We start from the raw sequence: 21,606 nt of genomic DNA on the forward strand, positions 1-21,606 counted from the left end.
ATGAAATATGCACAACTGATTTTCAGCCCGACAGGCGGAACAAGAAAAGCGGCGGAGATGGTTACAGCGGAGTGGAGTCCGTCTGTAGAAAACATTGACCTAACAAATCCTGCTGTAAATTACTCGAAATACAAGATGGAAGCAGATGACCTTGTTCTGATTGCATTGCCCTCTTATGGTGGGCGTGTTCCTGGCCTCGCCGCTGAAAGACTGGCAAAGATTCCGGGTAATTCCGCAAAGTGTGTGTTGCTATGTGTATATGGTAACCGGGCTTATGAGGATACGCTGGTTGAAATGGCAGACGTGGCAAAAAAGGCTGGGTTCTCCGTTGTTGCCGCTATTTCCGCAGTTGCGGAGCACTCTATTATGCACCAGTATGCGTCTGGTAGGCCGAACCAAGAAGATGAGCGCCAGCTCAAGTCCTTTGCGAAAGTAATCCTTGAAAAATTCAAGGCAGGAACATTGGATGGAGGGCCGCAGATCCCAGGCAATCGACCTTACAAAAAGGCAGGGGATGCGAGCTTGGTCCCAAAGGCTGGTACAAGCTGTAACGGCTGCGGACTCTGCGCAGATAATTGCCCAGCAGGGGCAATCTCTAAAGAGAATTTGAAAACAGCGAATCCCAAGAAGTGTATCTCCTGCATGCGGTGCGTTGCGAGGTGTCCCCAAGGTGCCCGGAAGGTAAATGGTGCGTTGGTATCCGTTGCATCGCTGGCAATCAAAAAGGCTTGCAGCGAGAAGAAAGAAGCCGAACTTTTCATATAGTGGCAAAGCAGAGGGAATCGTTTGATTATTGCTGATGAATACTGAACAAGGGGGGATTTCACTCGGTGAAATCCCCCTTGACAAATGTTCTCTTGCCACTTTATGGAGATGCAGTGGAAGCACGCTGTCTGCCTGCACACCGGCGAGTATTTCCATGGGCCGTTTGAAACCACCGACAAGCAGCTTCCCATGATCCTGCTGATGAGCGAAGGCCGCACCCGCACACTGGATGAGCGCTGCCTGAAGTTCCTGAACACCTATGCCGAAAACTTTATCACCATCGACTTTGCCAAGATCAACAAGGGCCGGATCGACCCCAGCGTAGTGGAGTTTTTCAACCCTGTGGTGATGATTCCGGTGGAGCGTTACTATGTTTCCCAGATGGCGGAGCTGCGGGGCCACTCGATGGACGATCGCCGCTACATGTGGAAGGTAGAATATTAAGGCTTAATTTTCTTGTCTGGCTTGCTTTTTTCTTGTGCTTTTGTTATCTTATATAAATGGATGTTTTTTTCCATTCGCTTTAGATATACACAAGTAAGGAGTTTTAACCATGCTGGACGCGAAAACTGCTACCCCCTTGTACGTTCAATTGATCGAAATTTTAGAACGGCAGATTGCATTTGGAGAATTGGAAGCTGGGGAGCGGTTGCCATCTGAAAGTGAATTGGCCAAACAGTTCGGTGTTAGCATTATCACAGTGCGCAACGCAGTGGGAGAACTGTGCAAACGCGGGCTATTGGAGCGTAAACAGGGCAAGGGAACCTTTGTGCGGAAGGTGAAATACATGCGCGACAGCCGCACCCTGTCCAGCTTTACAGAGTCCTGCCGCGACCAGGGGATGATTCCCGGCGGGAGAACTCTGGAGAAGAGTACGGTTGTCCTCAACCCGAAAATAGCCCGCCGCCTGGAGCAGGCCCCTGGCAGCCAGGGGATCTACATGAGCCGTTTGCGATTTGCGGACCGGGAGCCGGTTATCATTGAGCGGAACTATTTTCCCATGAAATACGCTTTTTTGATGGAACAAGAATTTGATAACAACTCTTTGTTTGAGTTCCTGAAGGAAACCTATCAGGTGACGGTCACCCGCTCGGATAAAGAAATCGAGATGTGCCGCGCAACCAATACAGAGGCGGAGCTGCTCAAGGTCCCGGTAAATGCACCCCTGATTTTGGTAAAAAGTACGGCGTATGTCCAGACAGGCGAACCGATTTATGTAGGTACACAGGTGATGAACGGCGAACGGTTCACTCTTCAAATCACGCAGGGAATTGTGCTGTAACGCCGCAGCACAGACCCTTGTTTGCCGGAGTCCAACCAAAAGGAGGCTGACACGATGTACGCAGATATTTATTCCCATGAAGCAGAGGGGATCCAGTGTGTATTCGATAACAAAAAATGGGTCGTTTGCATCAAAAACTGGAAGCCCAACAACGATGTGGATCAGATTCAGTATCTGGAAATTCACCACGCGACAGATGAACAGTTCATCCTGGTAAAAGGCAAGGCGCTCCTGCTGGTTGCCAGCCGGGATGAAAAGGGTTTTGATATTCAGGTGATCCCGATGGAGCAGGGGAAGGTGTACAATGTCCCTCAGGACACCTGGTTCAACACGATTACCCAAAAGGACACAAAGCTGGTCTATGTTCAGGACGCTGGCACCACAGGAGAAAACAGTGAGTATCAGGACATGACAGCGGAAGAGTTGGAATCTGTACGGCGGACAGCCAAAGGGCTGCTGTAATATCCGGCTTTTTTTTAGAACCGAACTATAATGTTATAAAATAATATAGTTCATTTTAGAATCATATTTTGGAAGAGTTTTACGCGAAGTCAAATATTGTGAAGGGGAGGTATCCTCCATGGAGTTTACTTGCTACTCGATGCTGATTGATTTTACCATTGCGGCTATATTCCTATTCGTTGCAAAGCTCCTGCGCGAGAAGATCAAAATCCTGCAAAGCCTCTTTATCCCTGTCAGCCTGCTGGCCGGTTTCCTGGCCCTGATCGCAGGCAAGAACGGCCTGAAGCTGATCCAGTTCTCCGGCCAGGCTGGTTCTTATTCCGGTATGCTCATTATCGCTGTGTTCGTCTCCCTTGGCCTGAGAGGCTTTAACTTCTCCAAGGGCGGCATCAAGGAGAACTTCGACCGGATCGGCAGCTATTACTGCCTGCGCAACATCGGCTGGTGTTTCCAGTACAGCTTCCCCATCATTTTTTCTGTGCTGATCCTGGGCATTTTTGCGCCTGACCTGAATCCCGCTTTTGGGATGCTGATCCCCGCCGGTTTCCAGGGCGGCCACGGTACAGCCGCGGCTTTGGGCAATACCCTGGGCGGATTGGGCTGGGAAGCCGCCAATGACCTGGGCATGACCAGCGCTACCATCGGTATCCTGACCGGTATCTTCGGCGGTATTGCCCTGATTAAACTGGGTACCATAAAGGGCTATACAAAGTTTGTCAAAGACTTTACCCAGCTTCCGAATGATATGCGCACCGGACTGATTGAGGAGGGCAACCGCCCTGCCCTGGGTGAAGAGACCGTCTCCCCGATGGCCATTGATCCTCTGGCCTGGCACCTGATGCTGATCCTGATCCCTACTGGCCTGGGCTATCTTTTGACCAATTACCTCCAGGACCTCACCGGGTATGGCCTGCCCAGCTTCTCCATCGGCTTCCTGGTCGCCATCGTGTTCCACTTTGTGCTGAAAGCGATAAAGGCTGATAAATATGTGGACAACCGGATCGTCAGCCGCATGGGAAGCTGCTGCACCGATTTCCTGGTCTTCTTCGGCGTGGCTACCATCAACATCCCGGTGGTGTTGGAGTACATCGTTCCTTTCTCCCTGCTGATGCTGTTCGGTATCGTATGGGTTGTGATCCACTTTGCAGTGATCGCCCCCCGTCTGCTCAAGCAGGAGTGGTTCGAGCGCGGGATCTATGTCTACGGCTACTCCACCGGCGTTACCGCGATCGGTATGGCGCTGCTGCGCATCGTCGATCCCGAGAACAAGAGCTGTACCTTGGATGATGCCGCGATCGTCACACCCATTGAGTCGATTATTGAGGTTTTTGCGCTGGCCTATGTCCCTGTGGCCTGTGTGCAGGGCAACTGGGTCATCGGTGTGGCACCTATCCTGATTTACATGGCAGGTTTGATCGTTGCCAGCCTCATCTTCCGGTGGTGGCATAAGCATCCCCGCAGTGTTTTTGACGAATCCCTGTTGGAGAAGAGATAATCGGGAGGTGACAGCATGGGCGCACTGCGCATGGAACAACTCAGCGGCATGAACCTGCATTACCAGCACCATAGCCTGGAGTATTTTTTGGATCAGCAGGTTGCGCTGGGGATCAAAAATGTGGAACTTTGGGGCGCCTCTCCCCATCTGTATGTGGACGATGCTTCGCCGGAACGGCTCCACTATGTCCGCAAGGCCATCAAGAGCCGGGGCCTGCATTTGATCTGCTACACGCCGGAAACGGTGGTATACCCTATCAATATTGCGGCAGAGGAGGAACATATCCGTTGGCGCAGCCTGCAATACCTGTCCCGGGCAATCGAAATCGCTGCGGAACTGGGCTGTGGACGGATGCTGCTTACCCCGGGATGGGGATATGTGGAAAGCGGCAGGGAAAAGTCGATGCCCTATGCGCTCCAATCCATAGAGGTTCTGACCAGAAAGGCGGAAAAGGAGGGTGTTATCCTAGCGCTGGAGCACTTGTCCCCCATCAGCTCCAACCTGATTAACACCGCAGCCGATTTGAAAATGGTATTGGGTCAGATTCCAAGCCCCAACCTGAAGGCCATGCTGGATACCTGTCAGGTATGCCTGGTTGGGGAACATGTCCGGGACTACTTTGAAGCCCTGGGGAAAGACCTGATCCACATCCATATTGTGGACGGCATGCCGGGCGGGCATCTGGCTTTCGGTGATGGAACCATTCCCCTCCAGGAATTTGTGGAAACCATCGGGGCCTATGGCTACACGGGTTTCCTTTCCATGGAAATTTCCGATCGCCGGTATTTTGAAAAGCCCGAACTTGCTGACAAACAGTCCATGGACCTGTTCCGCAAATGGATTGGATGAGGAACTTGCAAGCGCTACTCTATCTCTACGAATATGGCGGAAGGCAGGGCGATCCAAGCTCTGTCTTTCGTCGTTGTTGGCCGTATCATCAACGGCAGAATCAAACGTGATTTATGGAGGCACCGTATGAAAACATTGAAAACAACGCAGATCGCCAGTTCAAACTATCACTATATCAAATACAGCCTCCCCTATTTTCTGGATTCCATGGCGAGGCTGGACCAGCATCTGATTGAATTTTACGCCGCAAGCCCTCATCTGAGCATCGAGGATGCTACATACGCAACCGTGAATGACCTGAAACGGGAATTGGATGCCCGGGAGATTAGGGTATGCTGTCTGACACAGGAGCAGTGCGTCTATCCGATCAACATAGCCTGCGAGGATGACGCCATCCGGGAGCGCAGTGTCCAGACTTTTTTCAAGACCATCGAATTTGCGGCACAGCTGCAAGCGCCATATGCACAAATCGTCTGCGGGAGGGGCTATTTTGACAACCCGGAGGAAGATGCATGGAAGCGCAGTGTACAGTCGATGGCCCGCATTGTGGATAAAGCGGAACGGTACGGCGTGACGATGGTGATTGAGGCCGCCAGCTATAACACAACCAACGTGGTATACGACAGCCCGCGGATTCGCCGGATGCTGGACGAGATAAGCAGCCCAAATCTAAAATGTATGCTGGATACCTGCGCAGTGGCCATGGCGAAAGAGGATATCCGGGAGGACCTGGCACTCCTTGGCGCGGATATGGTTCACCTGCATTTTGCGGATGGGACGCCGTTGGGACATCTGATCCCCGGCGAAGGGAACCTCCCGCTATTGGACTATTTGAACGCTTTGGATGAGTTCGGATATACAGGGGCAATCCCATTTGAAATTTATAACCGCCTGTATGATTTCGACCCGGAGGAAACGATGAAAAAGTGCCTGGCATATTTGACGCGGGCGATCAATGGTTGATCCGTTAGAAGTCCTTTTAGGGGCAATTCTCCCAGCCGCCATGCGGCTGGGAGAATTGTCTGCCATGATTGCGGAAAGAGATGAGCTTTATGACAAAAAAGGAACAGCATACGATTGACATGTGCAGCGGAAGCCTGCCGGGCAAAATTTTGCTCTTTGCCCTGCCTCTGGCCGCCTCGAGGCTGTTGCAGCTGTTGTTCAATGCCGCAGACATTGTGGTGGTCGGCAAATTCGTAGGCAAGGAGGCACTGGCGGCTGTAGGTTCCAATACAGCGTTGATCAATCTGTTGATTTCCATCTTTGTAGGGCTGTCGATTGGTACGAACGTAACCTTGGCGAGAGATATTGGGGCCAAACAGATGGATGCGGTACGGCGGGGCGTGCATACCTCCGTCTGTCTTGCTTTATTCAGCGGGGTTGTTCTGATGGTATTCGGCATGTGCGTTGCTCCGCAGCTCCTGCGGTGGATGGACTCTCCGGACGATGTGATCGACCTGGCTTCCCTGTATCTGCGGATCTATTTCCTTGGAATGCCCGCCACTATGACCTATAACTTCGGCGGTGCGGTACTGTCTGCGCAGGGGGATACCCGGCGTCCGCTGTACGCGTTGTTTCTTGCGGGAGTTGCCAATGTGGCAATGAATCTGCTGTTTGTCATAGGCATGGGCCTGGGAGTAGCCGGTGTTGGCTTTGCTACCGCGATCTCTCAATATATTTCTGCGGGACTGGTGTTGTGGTTCCTGGCCCAGGAGCAGGACGCGATTCGCTTGGACTTCCGCCAGCTGCGGATGGACCCGGAAATTGTCCGGCGCATTTTTCGGGTGGGTTTGCCCGCTGGTTTTCAGGGGATGGTGTTCGAGCTGTCCAACGTAGTCATTCAATCTACAGTGAATACGTTTGGCTCCACCATGATGAGCGGGACTGCTGCCTCGCAAAATATCGAGGGATTTGTTTTCGCCATGATAAACACGTTTTACCAGGCTGCAATGACCTTCACCAGTCAAAACTATGGTGCGGGGAAATATGAGCGCGTGGACAAAGTGACGGTTTACTGTCAAATCTTTACGGTTGCGACTGGCCTGATTTTAGGAAACCTGATGTTCTATTTTGGCCATGACCTCATTGCAATTTATGTACAGCCGGGCCCGGAACAAGAAGCGGTGATTCAAGCGGGATTGATCCGCATGGGCCATGTCGGGCGGCTATACGCCTTGTGCGGTATTATGGACACGATGGTTGGTTCTCTGCGCGGCCTGGGCTGCTCTGTGGTGCCCATGCTTGGCTCGCTGGTCGGTTCGTGCCTGCTGAGGCTTGTGTGGGTTTATACCATTTTCCCACGCAATCCGACGCCTGAAACCCTGTTTCTGTCCTATCCGGTCACATGGATTGTTACCGCGGTCTTCCAGATTGGGGTTTATCTGTTTATTCGAAAAAGTATTTTTGAAAAAGTGTAAGGCGAAATCACTGCCTAAAGTTGATGCAGAGCTTGAGGGCAAATCTGCTCTGGAAGTTTCCCCTGAACGCATCATAAAAACAGGAGAGCCGCCCTAAATCTGCTTAACTGCGCAATATGCCGGGACTTCACACATATAATGGTAGCGGATGGGATTCCAATACGCCCCCTGCGCAGGGCTGCTTAGGAGGTACGGCTATGGCTGGTCTCAAAGAGGAATACACGGACATGAAAGGCCGGAGACATCGTGTAGAGCATCTTACTGTTCATGCGGAAGATTCGGCCGATCGGGAACGGGTCAAGGAGGAACTGTTTCTTGCTTTGACCAGCGCGGAAAAGCGGATTCCCGCATCATAAACAGATATCGTTTACCATTCGGGAACTGGTCAAATGGCAATCATCCTGTATGCCCGCAGATCCGTGGAACGTGAGAACAGCATCAGCTGCGAAACCCAGCTTGCATATTGCAGATCGGTTATCAAGCCCGATGAACAGGACGAGAAGGTATTTACCTTTGTGGACAATGGCTTCTCCGGCGGCAACGTCAACCGCGACGGCTTCCAGAAAATGATGAAGCTGGTGCGGCAGGGGAAAGTGAAGAAGGTTATCGTTTATAAGCTGGACCGTATCAGCCGCTCACTGTCAGACTTCGTGAATATTTTGCAGGAGTTCAAGGAGCACAGGGTAGAATTTGTGTCCTCGCAGGAATCCTTTGACACGTCCTCGCCTTATGGGGAGATGCTCGTCAAGCTCCTGATGGTATTTGCCGAGTTTGAGCGTACATCCATTATCAACCGTGTCACCCAGGCGTACGCCCACCGCAGCGAAATGGGATTCTATATGGGCGGCAGGCGGCCCTACGGGTTTGAGTTGATACCAACCGTCATCCATAATGTCAAAACCAAGAAGCTGAATCCCATCCCCGATGAGGCGGAGCAGGTACGGTACATTTTCGAAGCCTACGCCCGGGAGAACCTGTCCCTGCGGCGGCTCCAGGACACTCTGGTGGCTGAAGGCAAGCAGCCCTTGAACGGAAGCAGCTGGACAACGGCAAAGCTGTCCACGCTCCTGAAGAACCCGATCTATGTCAAGGCTGACTCTGATGTGTACGACTATTATGACTGCCGCGGCGTTCAGATGGTTACGGACGTGTCTCTGTTTACCGGGGAGAACGGTGCGCAGCTTTATGGCCATACCAAGCATGACTCCGGAAACGCGGATTGGTCGGATATGAAGCTGGTGCTTCTGACCCATCCCGGTATTGTAAGTTCCGGCATCTGGCTAAAATGCCAGCACAAGCTGGAGCAGAACCGGAAGATTGGCAACAGCGTCAGCAACTCCACCAGTTGGCTGGCCGGGAAGGTGGTCTGTGAGAAGTGCGGCCATACGATGACCACCATCAAGGGGAGGATCAATAAGCGTGGGGAGATACGGCGGTATTTCAACTGCACCGGAAGGTCTCATAAGAAAACCTGCACCGGGCCAAAGGTGACGATCTATGCCGGGGATTTGGAGGATATGATCTGCGAATGCATCTCCGCAAAGCTGGAGGACCTGAAAGAGACGGAGTGTACGCCCCAAAAGGGCAATGCGGCAGGGATCAACGATCTGAAGCTGAAAATCAGGGCCATTGAGAGGTCGGAGAAACAGCTCCTGGATGTCATGTTGGCGGGTGGATTCAACGATGCTCTTCTGACACTGGCAAATCAGAGAGCCGTCCAGCTCGAGCGGGATCGATTGGCGCTGCATCAGCGTATAGAAGCCCAAAAGAGCAGGAGGGCAACGGGCATCGCTGTCAATCTGGCCCAGTTATGGAGAACCGCCGGCGATAAGCGGAAGAAAGCGGTTGCTATGGCGATGATACATAAAATCTTTATCAGCGAGGACGGCAGCACGAAGGTGCTTTGGAACCTATAACAAAACGCCAGGGCAGAGCGCCCTGACGTTTTTTTGAGAGCAGGCTAACATCCCAAAAGAGGACAGCTTCTTATAAATCCGGCATTTTAGCTCCCTGCTGATGATTGAAAAGTGTATGAGTGTGTGGTAATATAATCTTGCAAATAGGCGGTGTGTTTATCAGTGCCCCCCAAAATGCAACGTATTTGTGGGAAATGTAAAAAATGAGTTTGAGCACAGAAAGAGGGATGCGCTATGGGACTTATTAAAGCTGGATTAGGTGCGCTTGGCGGTACACTTGCAGATCAATGGAAAGAGTATTTTTATTGTGAAGCGATGGACAAGGACGTCATGGTCACCAAGGGCAGGAAACGCACAGGCTCCCGTTCCTCTAACACCAAAGGGAATGACAATATTATCTCAAATGGCAGCGTGATTGCGGTTGCTGACGGACAGTGCATGATGATTGTAGAACAGGGCAAGGTTGTGGAGCTGTGCGCAGAGCCGGGGGAATTTCAATATGACACGTCCACAGAGCCGAGCATTTTTGCCGGAAGCCTTGGCAGCAGCATACTGGGGACGTTTCAGACGATTGGCAAGCGGTTCACCTTCGGAGGTGATACCGGGAAGGACCAGCGGGTGTATTACTTCAATACCAAAGAACTGATCGACAACAAGTTTGGCACGCCGAACCCAATCCCGTTCCGTGTAGTAGACTCCAAGATCGGGCTGGATGTGGATGTCTCCATCCGCTGTTCCGGCGTTTATTCCTATAAAATCGCGAATCCGATGCTGTTTTATGCCAATGTCTGCGGCAATGTGGAGCAGGAGTATACGCGTGATGAGCTGGATGGCCAGCTGAAAACAGAATTTATCAGCGCGCTGCAGCCTGCGTTCGGAAAACTTTCCGATCTGGAATTGCGCCCGAACCAGATTGTCGCACATAACACCGACCTCGAGAACGCAATGAATGCTGTACTTTCGGCAAAATGGGGCGAACTGCGCGGGTTGAAAGTGGTCAGTATCGCGCTCGGCTCGGTCACTTTGCCGGAAGAAGATGCGCAGATGATCAAGGAGCTCCAGCGGACAGCGGTTTTGCAAAACCCGAATATGGCCGGGGCGACTTTAGTCGGCGCACAGGCAGATGCCATGAAAGCGGCGGCTTCCAACTCTGCGGGCGCCATGGCTGGTTTTATGGGGGTCGGGATGGCGATGAATGCGGCGGGCGGCATGAATGCACAAAACCTGTTCGCTATGGGACAGCAGCAGGCAAAGCAGCAAACTGCGTCACAGACGGGGGCATGGAAATGTTCCTGCGGGGCAACGGCATCAGGAAAATTCTGCCCCGAATGCGGCGCGGCAAAGCCTGTGGCGCGTGACGGATGGAAATGTTCCTGCGGGGCAACGGCGTCAGGCAAATTCTGTCCGGAGTGCGGCGCGGCAAGACCTGTGAATCCGGACGGATGGAACTGCTCCTGCGGAGCAGTGAACAAAGGGAAGTTTTGCCAGAACTGTGGGGCGAAGAAACCGGCGGCGGCACCTCTCTATCAATGTGACAAGTGCGGATGGGAACCGGAAGACCCCCTGCATCCGCCGAAGTTCTGCCCGGAATGCGGGGACCCGTTCGATGAGAAGGATGCGCGTTGATGGGATAGAGGCAGGTTCGGGAAGCGATTCTTTTTAATCAAGAGAGGTGGAGACGGTGGCTGTAATACAGGAATATAAATGTCCCTGCTGCGGCGGTGCGATTGCTTTTGACAGTACCATACAGAAGATGAAGTGTCCTTACTGTGATACAGAGTTCGAGATGGAAACGCTGGCAGACTACGACAAAGAACTGAAAAGCGAACAGCCGGATGACATGAATTGGGAGCCTGTTTCCGGTGAGGAATGGCAGAATGGAGAAATGGATGGGCTGCGTTCCTATGTTTGCAAATCCTGCGGCGGCGAAATTGTGGGGGACGAAAATACAGCGGCTACCGCCTGCCCGTTCTGCGGCAACCCTGTCGTTATGATGGGACAGCTTTCAGGCGCGCTGAAACCGGATTATATCATCCCGTTCAAGTTGGATAAAAAGGCAGCAAAGGAGGCGCTTCGGAAGCATTATGAAGGCAAGCGCCTGCTTCCGAAAGTGTTCAAGGATGAAAACCATATTGATGAGGTCAAAGGTGTATATGTGCCATTCTGGCTGTTTGATGCAGAGGCTGATGCCAATATGCGCTATAAGGCGACCCGGATCAGGTCCTGGAGCGACAGCCAGTACCATTACACAGAAACCAGCTATTTTTCGGTAAGCAGGGGCGGGCGCATTGGGTTTGCGCGGGTTCCTGTTGACGGCTCCGAGAAGATGCCGGATGATTTGATGGAATCCATTGAGCCCTTTGACTTCTCGGAAGCGGTGGATTTTCAAACAGCGTATCTGGCGGGCTATCTGGCGGATAAATATGATGTGGATGTCGAGCAGAGCATGAAGCGCGCCAATGAGCGGATCAGGAAAAGCACAGAGGAAGCTTTTGATGCAACGGTGCAAGGTTATGCAACGGTTATAAAAGAAGCAGGCAGCATCCAGCTGTGCAACAGCAAGGTGAAATATGCGCTTTACCCTGTCTGGCTTCTCAGCACCAAATGGAATGGCCAGAATTACCTCTTTGCCATGAATGGGCAGAGCGGGAAGATGGTGGGGAACCTGCCGCTGGATAAATCGGCATATCGGAAATGGCTGTTTGGCCTGACAGGCATAATAGGCGCGGCAGTGTTTGCTGCCTCCTATCTGTTTTGGCTGTTGTAAGGGGGGCTGAGGATGAAAAAGGGATTCTGCGGTGTCTTTCTCACGCTGTTTTTATGCATCGCTTTGGTGACCCCCGTGTTCGCCGAGCCAGGTCTGCCGCGGCTTATAGACGAAGCGGAGCTGCTTTCCGCCGGTGAGGAAGCTGCCTTATTAAGCCAGCTGGACGAGGTCAGCGAGAGACAGGAAGTGGACATCGTAGTGGTTACGGCCAATTCCCTGTCGGGGGCGTCTGCCAGGGAATATGCCGATGATTTCTACGATGATAGCGGCTATGGTTTCGGAGAGGACCGGGACGGCATCCTCTTCCTCATCAGTATGAAAGAACGGGAATGGTACATATCAACCAGGGGATATGGAATAACGGCGGTTACTGACGCGGGATTGGAGTACATGTCCGAACAGTTTCTGGGTGACCTGAGCGAAGGCAGCTATGCATCGGCGTTTACGACCTTTGTCCGGCTGTGTGATGACTTTATAACGCAGGCAAGGACGGACATGCCGTATCAAACAGGGCGTCTTCCGAAGGAGCCGTTCGAAGTGTTTGGCAGCCTTGTAACTGCATTGGCGGTCGGTTTTGTGATTGCATTGGTTGTGACAGGGCTGATGAGGACGCAGCTGAAGACAGTGCACAGGCAGTCGATGGCAGGGAACTATATCGAAACTGGCAGCATGCGCTTAACAAGGGAGAAAGATCTGTTCCTGTATAGAAATATTGTCCGTACTAAAAAAGTGAAAGACCCGCCCAAAAGCAGTTCGGCGACGCACACCTCATCTTCGGGTGCAAGACACGGCGGTGGCGGCGGGAGATTTTAAAAGGCACACTGGATATGGGAATAAAGCCCCCATATCCAGTGTGCTTTTGGGAGCTGGCGGATGCCATGCTGTTAAGTATCTTCTGTAGGCTGCCGCCCACGGGGAATAAAATCTGCTTAAACCAGTACGGTTTGCTTCGCCGAAGTTAGCAATTTAAGTAAGAACCCGTATTCACAACCATACACAAAGTATTGTCTGCATTTTTTCGCCTTGCAGGGCAGCAAAATCCCTCGCCCATCCGGCATCCTCTGATTATGAATACAGGTTCTTATCTCGATTGAATTTATCATAATAAATTTGCACCGAAATGTCAACGAGTCCTTTCAGATTTTTTGGTAAGAAGAATACATAGAAAATCGTGAATTTTGGGAAAATTCATCTATGTACAAGCACCCGGCCATACGATTCTGGCGGAAACAAGCGCATCGAGATATCCAAAAATATCTTGATACGCTTTCCGACGCTATTGTCTACAGCTTGAGCTTACCGTCCTTATGTGCTATGATACACGTAGCAACAAACCGACAAATCGTAAATTTGACAAAGGAGCGTGGTTGTGTGAAAAAGGCAACTACGTTGGTTTTCGCATTCGTTTTCGTGCTGGGTTTAACAGGTTGCGGAAAGAACAATTCGTACAAGATTGGAATTACTGTTCCTGCCGGAAGTACAGAGACGTACGTTTATTCGGACGAAGAAATATCCCCTACCGGCAATAAGATTACTATTTCTTCTGGCGAGGGATTGGGAGATACCGAAGTCGTGTTAAAGCCAATCGAAGTTAAGGAAGAAAACGCGTATGATGAAGCAGAATATCTTACGCCCGGTATGCCAGTAAAAATGGACGCTGAAAAAGGGGCATGGTTCAAAGTTGGTATATCTATGCAAAATAAAACAGACACAGAGATAACTGTTTATGTCGAAATCGAGGGTGTAGAAGTTAGAATTGAATAAATTTACAGTTTATCGGGGACCTTTACAGAGCGGCCAGCGAAGGGGAAATAGGCATTCATGCGCTCAGGGGGCCTGATTGCTTATTGGGAAAAACAGATAAAAATTCTTATATTTTACATTAAATTCATGCACAGGCCGTTGGCATAAAAATCCCCCGGATGATGGGAAACCATCCGGGGGATTTTTCGACTTACGCGTAGGTGTCGAGCAGATGCCCAGACACAGATGCCGGAACCGCCTGCTGCAAACTTTGGATCATTTGGGCGCTGCTTACCTCAACCGATTCCATCGTTTTTTTCAGCATCGAGACCGCAACCGACTGGAGCGCATCCCCCATATGGAGGCTGGTGCTCGCTGAAGCAATTACAGATAAATCCATCGAGTTACCCCCTTTCTTTCTCTTCCAGTATATCCTCTTATGGGAAAGATTACAAGTGCATTTTGTAAATTTTCTTTCTCAGTAGGTGGGCCCCTTGTCTATGATTGACAATTTTATACTGATAAGATATAATCAATCTGGAAACAAACGTCAAAAAGTGGCGGGCAGGGTCCTGCCCTGTTTTAAATTTCTGCGACAAGACGCTGGGAGGGTTCTGGAATGGATAAACTGTTTGACCTCATCATCATCGGCGCCGGACCGGGCGGTTATGCGGCTGCCGAGCACGCTGCAAAATTCGGCATGAAAACCGCTGTTATTGAAGAACGCGAGCTGGGCGGGACCTGCATCAACCGCGGCTGCATCCCCACCAAATCGCTCATCTACGCAGCGCGCCTGTATAGCATCATGAACCACTGCGGGCAGTTTGGCCTGCAATTTGAACAGGGCAGTTTTGATCTGAAAAAAATCTTCTCCTATAAGGACGACGCGGTCGGGCAGTTCCGGGACGGAATCCGGCATAAGTTTCAGGAAAACGGGATTACCTACATAGAAGGGCACGCGCGGGTGATCGGTTCCAAATCGGTACGGGTCGCCGCAGCGGACGGCTCCGAAACCACCTACGGCGCACAGCATATCCTGATCGCCTCGGGTGCCCGACCGGCCATACCTCCGATCCCGGGTGTCCTTCTGCCGGGTGTGGTCACCAGCCGGGAGGTCCTTTCCGAGCCGGTCTGGAACTACGACCGGTTTGTCATCATCGGCGGCGGTGTGGTTGGCATCGAATTTGCAACCGTTTTCAATGCGCTTGGCGCGCAGGTTTCGGTCATCGAGCAGGCTGAACGGCTGCTTCCGCCGATGGATGAAGAACTTTCCGAAAACTTGGAATCCCTCCTGCGCAGCCGTGGGATTGAAGTCTACACTGGCGCACAGGTCGAGCGGATCACCAATGAGGGCGGATTAGCCTGCTGCTTCACACAGGCTGGTGTGGAACAGACGCTCCCGGCTACCCGGATTCTGGTGGCGGTGGGCAGGCGTGCGAATATCGACGACCTGACCGGCGAAAACGTATCGCTCGAAACCCGGAACGGACGAATCGTGGTCAACGGCGATTTCATGACCAGCATCCGGGGTGTTTATGCAGTCGGGGACGTGATCGAAGGAATCCAGCTTGCCCATCTTGCCTCCGCGCAGGGCATCCACGTGGTGGAGAAACTCGCAGGCAAGCCATCTTCGGTGCTGCTTTCAACGGTTCCCAGCGGTGCGTTCGTCGATCTGCCGATCGTTCCGAGCTGCATCTATATTGATCCTGAAATCGCCTCGGTCGGCATCTCGGAGGCAGAAGCCAAAAGACATGGCATCTCGGTCAAATGCGGACGCTATTCGATGTCCGGCAACGGGAAGGCGATCATCTCCAAGGAAGAGAGCGGTTTTATCAAGCTGGTATTTGAGGCACACAGCCGGATGCTGATCGGCGCGCAGATGATCTGCCCGCGCGCCACTGATATGATTGGGGAACTGGCCACTGCCATCGCCAACGGACTGACCGCACGCCATCTGATGTTCGCAATGCGCGCACACCCGACTTTTAACGAGGGGATCGCTGAAGCTATCCGCAATATTGAGGAATGATCTCTGAAGAATATCGAAAAGCCTGCTTTGCTTAACTGCAAAGCAGGCTTAATTTTTCCTGTTCAACCGTCAGTTTCATCAGCGCAGGCGGGTTATCCGGGTCCTCCACCAGCCGCAGGCTGATCACATCCTCGACCTCCCGGCGGATCACGGTGCGCAGGTCACGCGCACCGCTCTTCTTGCCATACGCCTGATGCGCAATGTAGGAGACCGCCTGCTCATCCCAGCCGAAACGAATACCCTTTTCCGCAAGCGGCTCTTTCAGCTCCTCCAGCATCAGCCCGGCAATCTGCTGGTAGTCCTCCTTTGAAAGCTGGCGGAATACGACGATCTCGTCCACACGGGCGAGAAATTCCGGCCGCAGGAAGTCGGAAAGCGCCTTCATCGCCTTCTCTTTGGCAACCTGCCCCGCTTCCCGGTTGAAGCCAAGTGCATTTTCCCGGCGTTCACTGCCGGCATTGGAGGTCATGACCAGAACAGTATTCTCAAACGAAACCACCCGGCCGTGTGCATCCGTAATCCGGCCTTCATCAAGAATCTGAAGCAGGATGTTGAGCACATCCGGATGCGCCTTCTCGATCTCGTCAAACAGTACCACCGAATATGGCTTGCGGCGCACCTTTTCGGTGAGCTGGCCGGCCTCATCGTAGCCAACATATCCCGGCGGCGACCCTACGATCCTCGAGACGCTGTGTTTCTCCATAAACTCGGACATATCCAGCCGGATCAGCGGGTCGGTGGTATCGAACAGTTCCTTTGCAAGCACCTTGACCAGCTCGGTCTTGCCCACACCGGTCGGCCCGACAAAGATGAACGATGCCGGCCTGCGCCGCGCAGAAATCTGCACACGGCTGCGGCGCACCGCTGCCGCGACCAACCCAACCGCTTCGTCCTGGCCGATGATCTTCTTTTTCATCTCCGGCTCAAGGCTGGCGACCCTTTTCAGCTCGGTTTCCCGGATTTTGGAGGCCGGAATACCGGTCCAGAGTTCGATGACCCGCGCGAGATCGTCAAGCGTCACCGGACGGTTCAACACCTCCGGTTCCAGTTCCTTGAGTTCCCCCTCGATCGAGAGGATCTCCCCGCGCAGGTTGGCGATCGCCTCATAATCGGGTGCATCCACCTGTGCCTCGAGATTCTCAATCCGCGACTTGAACTCCTCCAGCCGCCTGGTCATCTTATCATATCGGGCAAGCTCCTGGTTGCGCAGCACTGCGCAAGAGCAGGCTTCGTCCAGAAGGTCGATCGCCTTATCGGGCAGATACCGGTCGGTAATATACCGTTCGGAGAGCACGACCGCCCGACGGGCGATCTCTTCGCTGACCGATACCCTGTGGTGCTTCTCGTAGTAACCTTTGATCCCCTGGATCACCTCAATCGCGTCGGCGATCGAAGGTTCCTCCACCGTGACCGGCTGGAACCTTCTCTCGAGCGCCGCATCCTTCTCGATATGTTTGCGGTACTCATTGAAGGTGGTCGCGCCGATCACCTGAATTTCGCCGCGCGAAAGGGCCGGTTTCAGGATGTTGGCAGCGTTCATTGAGCCTTCGGAATCCCCCGCACCGACAAGGTTGTGCACCTCGTCGATAAAAAGGATCACGTTGCCGGCCTCTTTGATATCCTGCACCAGCCCCTTGACACGGCTCTCGAACTGTCCACGGAACTGGGTTCCTGCGACGAGAGCGGTCAGATCGAGCAGGTAGAGCTTTTTCTCCGCGAGCCGGAACGGGACATCCCCGTTCGCCAGACGCTGCGCAATGCCTTCCGCGATCGCCGTTTTTCCCACACCCGGCTCACCGATCAGACAGGGGTTGTTCTTGGTGCGGCGGTTGAGAATCTGAAGCACCCGGTAGATTTCCCGGTCCCGTCCCACAATATGGTCCATCCTGCCCTGTTCCGCCTTGCGGGAGAGGTTTTCGCAGTAGGCATCAAGATGCTTGAACTTTTTCTCGGGCGCGCCCTTCTGCCGCCGTTCCCGGCGTCCCTGAGGCCGCTCGGGGAAAGGGATTGGCGGTTCCTGCGGCCGTTCCGGCTCCTGCGGAACAATCGCATTTTCCGCGCTGTTTCCACCGAAGATATTCTGCAAAAACGGCAGCGCCTGCGCACCGCCCATCTCAAAGCCCGAATCACCGTCCCCGCCAAAAATGTCCATCATCTGTTCGGACATATTTTCAAGGTCATCATCCGAAATGCCCATCTTCTCCATCAGATCGCTGACCGGCTTCAGCCCCAGTTCTTTGGCACATTTCAGGCAAAGCCCCTCGTTGATCGTCTTGTCCCCGTCCAAACGGGTCATGAACACCACGGCAAATCGTTTTTTGCATCTTGTACACATCATATCCATGTCTCTATCACATCTTTCCTAAACAATCCATGGCAAATATAGGGATGGCAAACCCCAGACTATATTTTATATGCTTCTTATGAACACCGTATTAACAGCCATAAAATAATTTTTTCAGGGTGCTTTTTCTCCCGCAAAAAGCACCCTATTACCGCTGTAAAACTTCCGATTTTGTATTTTGGGCCTTTTCTATCCAAGCTGGCGGAGCAGCCCCGGTTCCATGAAGTATCGGAACAGGAAGGTACTGCCGACCACATCACTGTTAAAAATCCACCAGCCGTCGGGGCTGAAATAAAAAAGCCCCTTGAACAGCAAGCCGACCACCCAGACGATCAGCACGCCCTGCAAAATCCCGACCACCGCACCCAGCGTGGAATTGAAAAAGCCGATCACCGGCAGGGAGTTGATGACCCCCAGCATTGAGAGCAGGAGGTTGGAGAGCATCGAGAGGGCCGCGAAGATCACCACAAAGCTGACCGTCCCGATCGCCTTGATCAGCACCGGACGCAGCGTATTGTCCGCAATCTCCTTAACGATCTCCTCCGGACCGATCCCCTCGGGAAGAAGCTGCTCAAGCTCCTCTGGCAGCTCCTGCGCAAGCCGCTTGAGGTCGTCCAGACCGAGGTTGTCCGGATCAATCCCAAATTCCCGGAGCTTTTCGAGACCGAACGCACCGAGCTGATCCGGGTCGAGGGTATCCGTGTCAATCCCGAGCCGGTCCAAACTGTCCAGATCCAGACCCTTCAGGTCGATCCCAAGACCTTTCAAATCCTCCAGGCTCAGGCTGTCCAGATCAACCCCAAGCTGTTCCAGGTCGTCCAGGCTCAGGGACTCCGGCTCTTCTGAATGCTGCCCGCGGGCAGGCAGCAGCGGACGCCATCCGCCGTCCATAGCCAGCATCCCACCGGGCAGAAACGAAACCAGGTCCGCATTTTTCAGCTCACGCGGCCGGTCGTCCTGGCTCTGGCTGCTCTCGAAGAGCATCGGCTCGACCACCCGTTCGTAGATAACCGGCGCCGCCTCCCCGCTCAGATGTGACGAGAAAGCAAGGACTCCCACATAGGCGGCCATCTGCACGACCGTCCGCAGGAAGCCTTTTTTCGCCGCCGCGTGCGCGCAGTAAATGACAATCCACACCGCCGTAAAATCCAGCGCAATCGCTGCAATCCATTCCATAGGTTCTCCTTTTTGTTTTCAGAGGGCGTCATTCCTGACCGCTCTCCCCTGAGAGATTCTCAAGAGAGGGATCCGCCCCGGACTGGGAGGAACCGTCCTGCCCATCCGCCTCCTGAAAGAGTTCTTCTGAATCGCTGTCCCCCATTCCGGATGATGAAGAACTGCTGTCCGGGCCGGGAGCAGGGTCCTCCTCCGATGACTGCCCAGAGGATTCTTCCTCCTGTTTCTCTTTGCGCTCTTCTTCCTCTTTGGCCTTGCGTTCGGCCTCCTCCTGGCGGTCCTTCTCCTCCTGGCGGTCCTTCTCCTCCTGGCGGTCCTTCTCCTCCTGAGCGGCAATCAGCTGCTTCACGCTTGAGACGCTGATCTGGGTATTGTCCGCGCAGAAAAGCTGATCCCCGACCGGCTCGACCTTATACAGGTTAGGCAGAGGGAGTTCGGTAAGTAGGACCCCGTCGTGCGAAACGATCTCGACCTTGTTGCTCGACGCGATATAAAGGCGGTTCGCATCCGCCTTGGCGGTCACAATCTCATAGTTGGTGGTATACTCCCCCTGTTTTTTGAAGCGGCTGTTGAGGAGGACTGCCTTGAGCTGTTTTTCCTCAGCATAGCTGCCGAACACCACCAGCAGGCCCCCGTCCGGACGGAAGAAAAAGCGCTCGAGCTTCTGCCCTGCGAAGTTGTAGTCCGCAATCTGTTTGAGATCGTTGTCAAAAAGGATCGCGCGCTTGTCGGTGACCACCCGGATCGTGTTGTTGTTGAACCAGTCGATCCCCAGGATCAGCTCACCGGGCAGGTCGGCCCGCCCCATCTCCTTCTCGATCGAAAACTGGAACCGGCTGATGCTCGAGAGGTAATCCCCATCCTGCACATCCACACAGGCGATCACCATCGCGTTCTGGTTCTCCGCAAGGGAAACGTCAATCACCATCCGCGCCGACCAATAGCGGAAGATCGGCTCTTTTTTGGGATTGCTGTAAACCGAAACCAGTGCAAGGCTCTGGTCAGAGCCTGTCACCAATGCAAAATTCTCGTTGGAAGAGATGTCCGCCACGTAGAGTGGGAAATTCATCGACCCGCTATGTACCAGCGCCGACTTGGAATAAAGAGAATATCGGGTCCCGCCCCGGTCGTAAAGAAGGGTGCGGTCCCCAGTATGCGCAAGCAGCGGATTGCTCATGCCATGCTGTGCATTGAGCGTCTGCCTGCCCGACATATTGTAGGTGTAAAGGTTGGTATCCGTCAAAAGGAGCAGATTGTCCCCCGCATTTTGCAGCTTTAGGATCTTACCGCCGGGAAGGGGAACCGGATAACCGTCCCCATTTCCGGCGAGGTCCACCTTGAGATCGCTGTAGAGGGTTGCAAAGTCGACATCCTCCGCTCTTTTCACCAGCGAAACCGAGAAAAATACCAGGATGGCAGCCAGCGCCAGAAGCAGCAGGTTTTTACGCGTCCGCTTGTGCGCGCGTATCCGGCGCACCTTCTCCAGATCGGTCAGTTTTGCCACAGGCATTCCCCCTTTCCCGGTTTTTGAAGCTGTTTCGTGTATCTCACACCATAAGCCGCATCTCTCAATGATAGAATACCATGTCCAGATACAGCCCATGCGGAGGGGCGGTCGCCCCGGCGCGTGAACGGTCCCGGCTTTCAATGATCCCGGAAATTTCCTCCGGCAAAATAGCGCCGCGCGCCACCTCCAACAGGGTTCCCACCATGATTCTCACCATATTGTAGAGGAATCCGCTGCCGGTCACCGAGATGGCCACCATCTCCCCCGAACGCGCAATGGATGCCTCGGTGATCGTCCGCACCGTATCCTGCACAGTGGACCCCGCGCTGCAAAATGCGGAAAAATCATGCGTCCCCACAAACCTGTCTGCGGCCTGCTGCATCCGGGGCAGGTCCAGGCGGTATTTGTGATAGAGGGCGAGGTCGGTCAGGAACGGGTTTTTCACCGGGCTGTTCCAGATCTGGTACAGATACCGTTTGCCTGTACAGTCGTAACGGGGATGGAACCCCTCTGGAACCTCCCGGCAATCCAGCACCGCCACATCGGGCGGCAGGTGGATATTCAGCGCCCGGACCACCGCATCACAGGGGATTGGTGCATCGGTAAAAAAAGCCAGCACAAAGTGGTTCGCGTGCACACCGGCATCAGTGCGGGAACAGCCCTTGACCGGCCAGCGCCGCTTGAATACCGTCTCGATTGCGTCCTGCACCACCTGAGCCACCGAAACCCCGTTGGGCTGTACCTGGAACCCGCAGTAGTTGGTGCCGCGATATTGGAGGATCAGCATCAGATGCCGCATAAAACGTTCCTTTCTGTCAAGCGGTGCAATACCTTGTCATTTAAAAACCTGTATT

General features: G+C 53.3%; 20 protein-coding genes. 15 read left to right on the plus strand and 5 right to left on the minus strand.

Annotated features, from left to right (window positions below; genetic code table 11):
* The 14 genes from D5269_RS04920 (at position 1) to D5269_RS04985 (ending at position 13,717) form a co-directional block, all read left to right on the plus strand.
* Complete coding sequence (locus D5269_RS04920; protein ID WP_120484044.1) at positions 1–765, plus strand: 4Fe-4S binding protein; 765 nt, start codon at positions 1–3, stop codon at positions 763–765.
* A 102-nt stretch (positions 766–867) separates the two neighbouring features.
* A complete protein-coding gene (locus tag D5269_RS04925; protein WP_243150710.1) occupies positions 868–1,209 on the plus strand; it encodes a hypothetical protein in 342 nt (113 codons plus the stop codon).
* A gap of 109 nt (positions 1,210–1,318) precedes the next feature.
* Complete coding sequence (locus tag D5269_RS04930) at positions 1,319–2,047, plus strand: GntR family transcriptional regulator (protein WP_120484045.1); 729 nt, start codon at positions 1,319–1,321, stop codon at positions 2,045–2,047.
* 54 nt (positions 2,048–2,101) lie between these two features.
* Positions 2,102–2,509 carry a cupin gene (locus tag D5269_RS04935; RefSeq protein ID WP_120484046.1) on the plus strand — a complete coding sequence of 136 codons (408 nt, stop codon included), beginning with the start codon at positions 2,102–2,104 and terminating at the stop codon, positions 2,507–2,509.
* Between the two features lie 118 nt (positions 2,510–2,627).
* Complete coding sequence (locus tag D5269_RS04940) at positions 2,628–4,004, plus strand: sodium/glutamate symporter (protein WP_120484047.1); 1,377 nt, start codon at positions 2,628–2,630, stop codon at positions 4,002–4,004.
* 15 nt (positions 4,005–4,019) lie between these two features.
* A complete protein-coding gene (locus D5269_RS04945) occupies positions 4,020–4,853 on the plus strand; it encodes a TIM barrel protein (protein WP_120484048.1) in 834 nt (277 codons plus the stop codon).
* 126 nt (positions 4,854–4,979) lie between these two features.
* Positions 4,980–5,816 (plus strand): sugar phosphate isomerase/epimerase, encoded by an 837-nt coding sequence (locus D5269_RS04950; protein WP_158604867.1) that lies wholly within the window; start codon positions 4,980–4,982, stop codon positions 5,814–5,816.
* An 89-nt stretch (positions 5,817–5,905) separates the two neighbouring features.
* Positions 5,906–7,270: an MATE family efflux transporter gene (locus D5269_RS04955; RefSeq protein WP_120484050.1), complete on the plus strand. Its 1,365-nt coding sequence runs from the start codon at positions 5,906–5,908 to the stop codon at positions 7,268–7,270.
* A 197-nt stretch (positions 7,271–7,467) separates the two neighbouring features.
* Entirely contained in the window at positions 7,468–7,626 is a 159-nt protein-coding gene (locus D5269_RS04960) for a hypothetical protein (RefSeq protein ID WP_158604868.1), read from the plus strand.
* Positions 7,627–7,659: 33 nt separating this feature from the next.
* Positions 7,660–9,186 carry a recombinase family protein gene (locus D5269_RS04965; protein WP_120484051.1) on the plus strand — a complete coding sequence of 509 codons (1,527 nt, stop codon included), beginning with the start codon at positions 7,660–7,662 and terminating at the stop codon, positions 9,184–9,186.
* 234 nt (positions 9,187–9,420) lie between these two features.
* Positions 9,421–10,812: an SPFH domain-containing protein gene (locus D5269_RS04970; protein ID WP_120484052.1), complete on the plus strand. Its 1,392-nt coding sequence runs from the start codon at positions 9,421–9,423 to the stop codon at positions 10,810–10,812.
* A 55-nt stretch (positions 10,813–10,867) separates the two neighbouring features.
* Positions 10,868–11,953, plus strand: coding sequence for a hypothetical protein (locus D5269_RS04975; RefSeq protein ID WP_120484053.1), 1,086 nt, complete (start codon positions 10,868–10,870; stop codon positions 11,951–11,953).
* A gap of 12 nt (positions 11,954–11,965) precedes the next feature.
* On the plus strand, positions 11,966–12,766 hold the full coding sequence (locus D5269_RS04980; protein ID WP_120484054.1) for a TPM domain-containing protein: 801 nt from the start codon (positions 11,966–11,968) through the stop codon (positions 12,764–12,766).
* A gap of 558 nt (positions 12,767–13,324) precedes the next feature.
* Entirely contained in the window at positions 13,325–13,717 is a 393-nt protein-coding gene (locus D5269_RS04985; protein WP_120484081.1) for a hypothetical protein, read from the plus strand.
* Between the two features lie 190 nt (positions 13,718–13,907).
* Here the strand turns inward: D5269_RS04985 and D5269_RS04990 are convergent, their stop codons facing one another.
* Positions 13,908–14,096: a YjfB family protein gene (locus D5269_RS04990; protein WP_120484055.1), complete on the minus strand. Its 189-nt coding sequence runs from the start codon at positions 14,094–14,096 to the stop codon at positions 13,908–13,910.
* Positions 14,097–14,315: 219 nt separating this feature from the next.
* Between D5269_RS04990 and lpdA the strand changes: the two genes are divergently transcribed.
* The gene (lpdA, locus tag D5269_RS04995; protein WP_120484056.1) at positions 14,316–15,725 is read left to right on the plus strand and encodes a dihydrolipoyl dehydrogenase; all 1,410 of its coding nucleotides are present in this window, start codon (positions 14,316–14,318) and stop codon (positions 15,723–15,725) included.
* Between the two features lie 31 nt (positions 15,726–15,756).
* Here lpdA and D5269_RS05000 read toward each other — a convergent pair whose 3' ends face one another.
* The 4 genes from D5269_RS05000 to truA all read right to left on the minus strand — a co-directional run bounded on the left by D5269_RS05000 (position 15,757) and on the right by truA (position 21,551).
* Entirely contained in the window at positions 15,757–18,063 is a 2,307-nt protein-coding gene (locus D5269_RS05000) for an ATP-dependent Clp protease ATP-binding subunit (RefSeq protein ID WP_120484082.1), read from the minus strand.
* Between the two features lie 195 nt (positions 18,064–18,258).
* Complete coding sequence (locus D5269_RS05005) at positions 18,259–19,245, minus strand: CvpA family protein (RefSeq protein ID WP_016316768.1); 987 nt, start codon at positions 19,243–19,245, stop codon at positions 18,259–18,261.
* A 28-nt stretch (positions 19,246–19,273) separates the two neighbouring features.
* Entirely contained in the window at positions 19,274–20,749 is a 1,476-nt protein-coding gene (locus D5269_RS05010) for a DUF5711 family protein (protein WP_120484057.1), read from the minus strand.
* A gap of 64 nt (positions 20,750–20,813) precedes the next feature.
* Positions 20,814–21,551 carry a tRNA pseudouridine(38-40) synthase TruA gene (truA, locus tag D5269_RS05015; protein WP_016316766.1) on the minus strand — a complete coding sequence of 246 codons (738 nt, stop codon included), beginning with the start codon at positions 21,549–21,551 and terminating at the stop codon, positions 20,814–20,816.
* Positions 21,552–21,606 lie beyond the last annotated feature (55 nt).

Origin of the sequence: Anaerotruncus sp. 1XD42-93 (assembly GCF_009917605.1) — a bacterium.
In the GTDB taxonomy this organism is placed as follows: domain Bacteria; phylum Bacillota; class Clostridia; order Oscillospirales; family Ruminococcaceae; genus Anaerotruncus.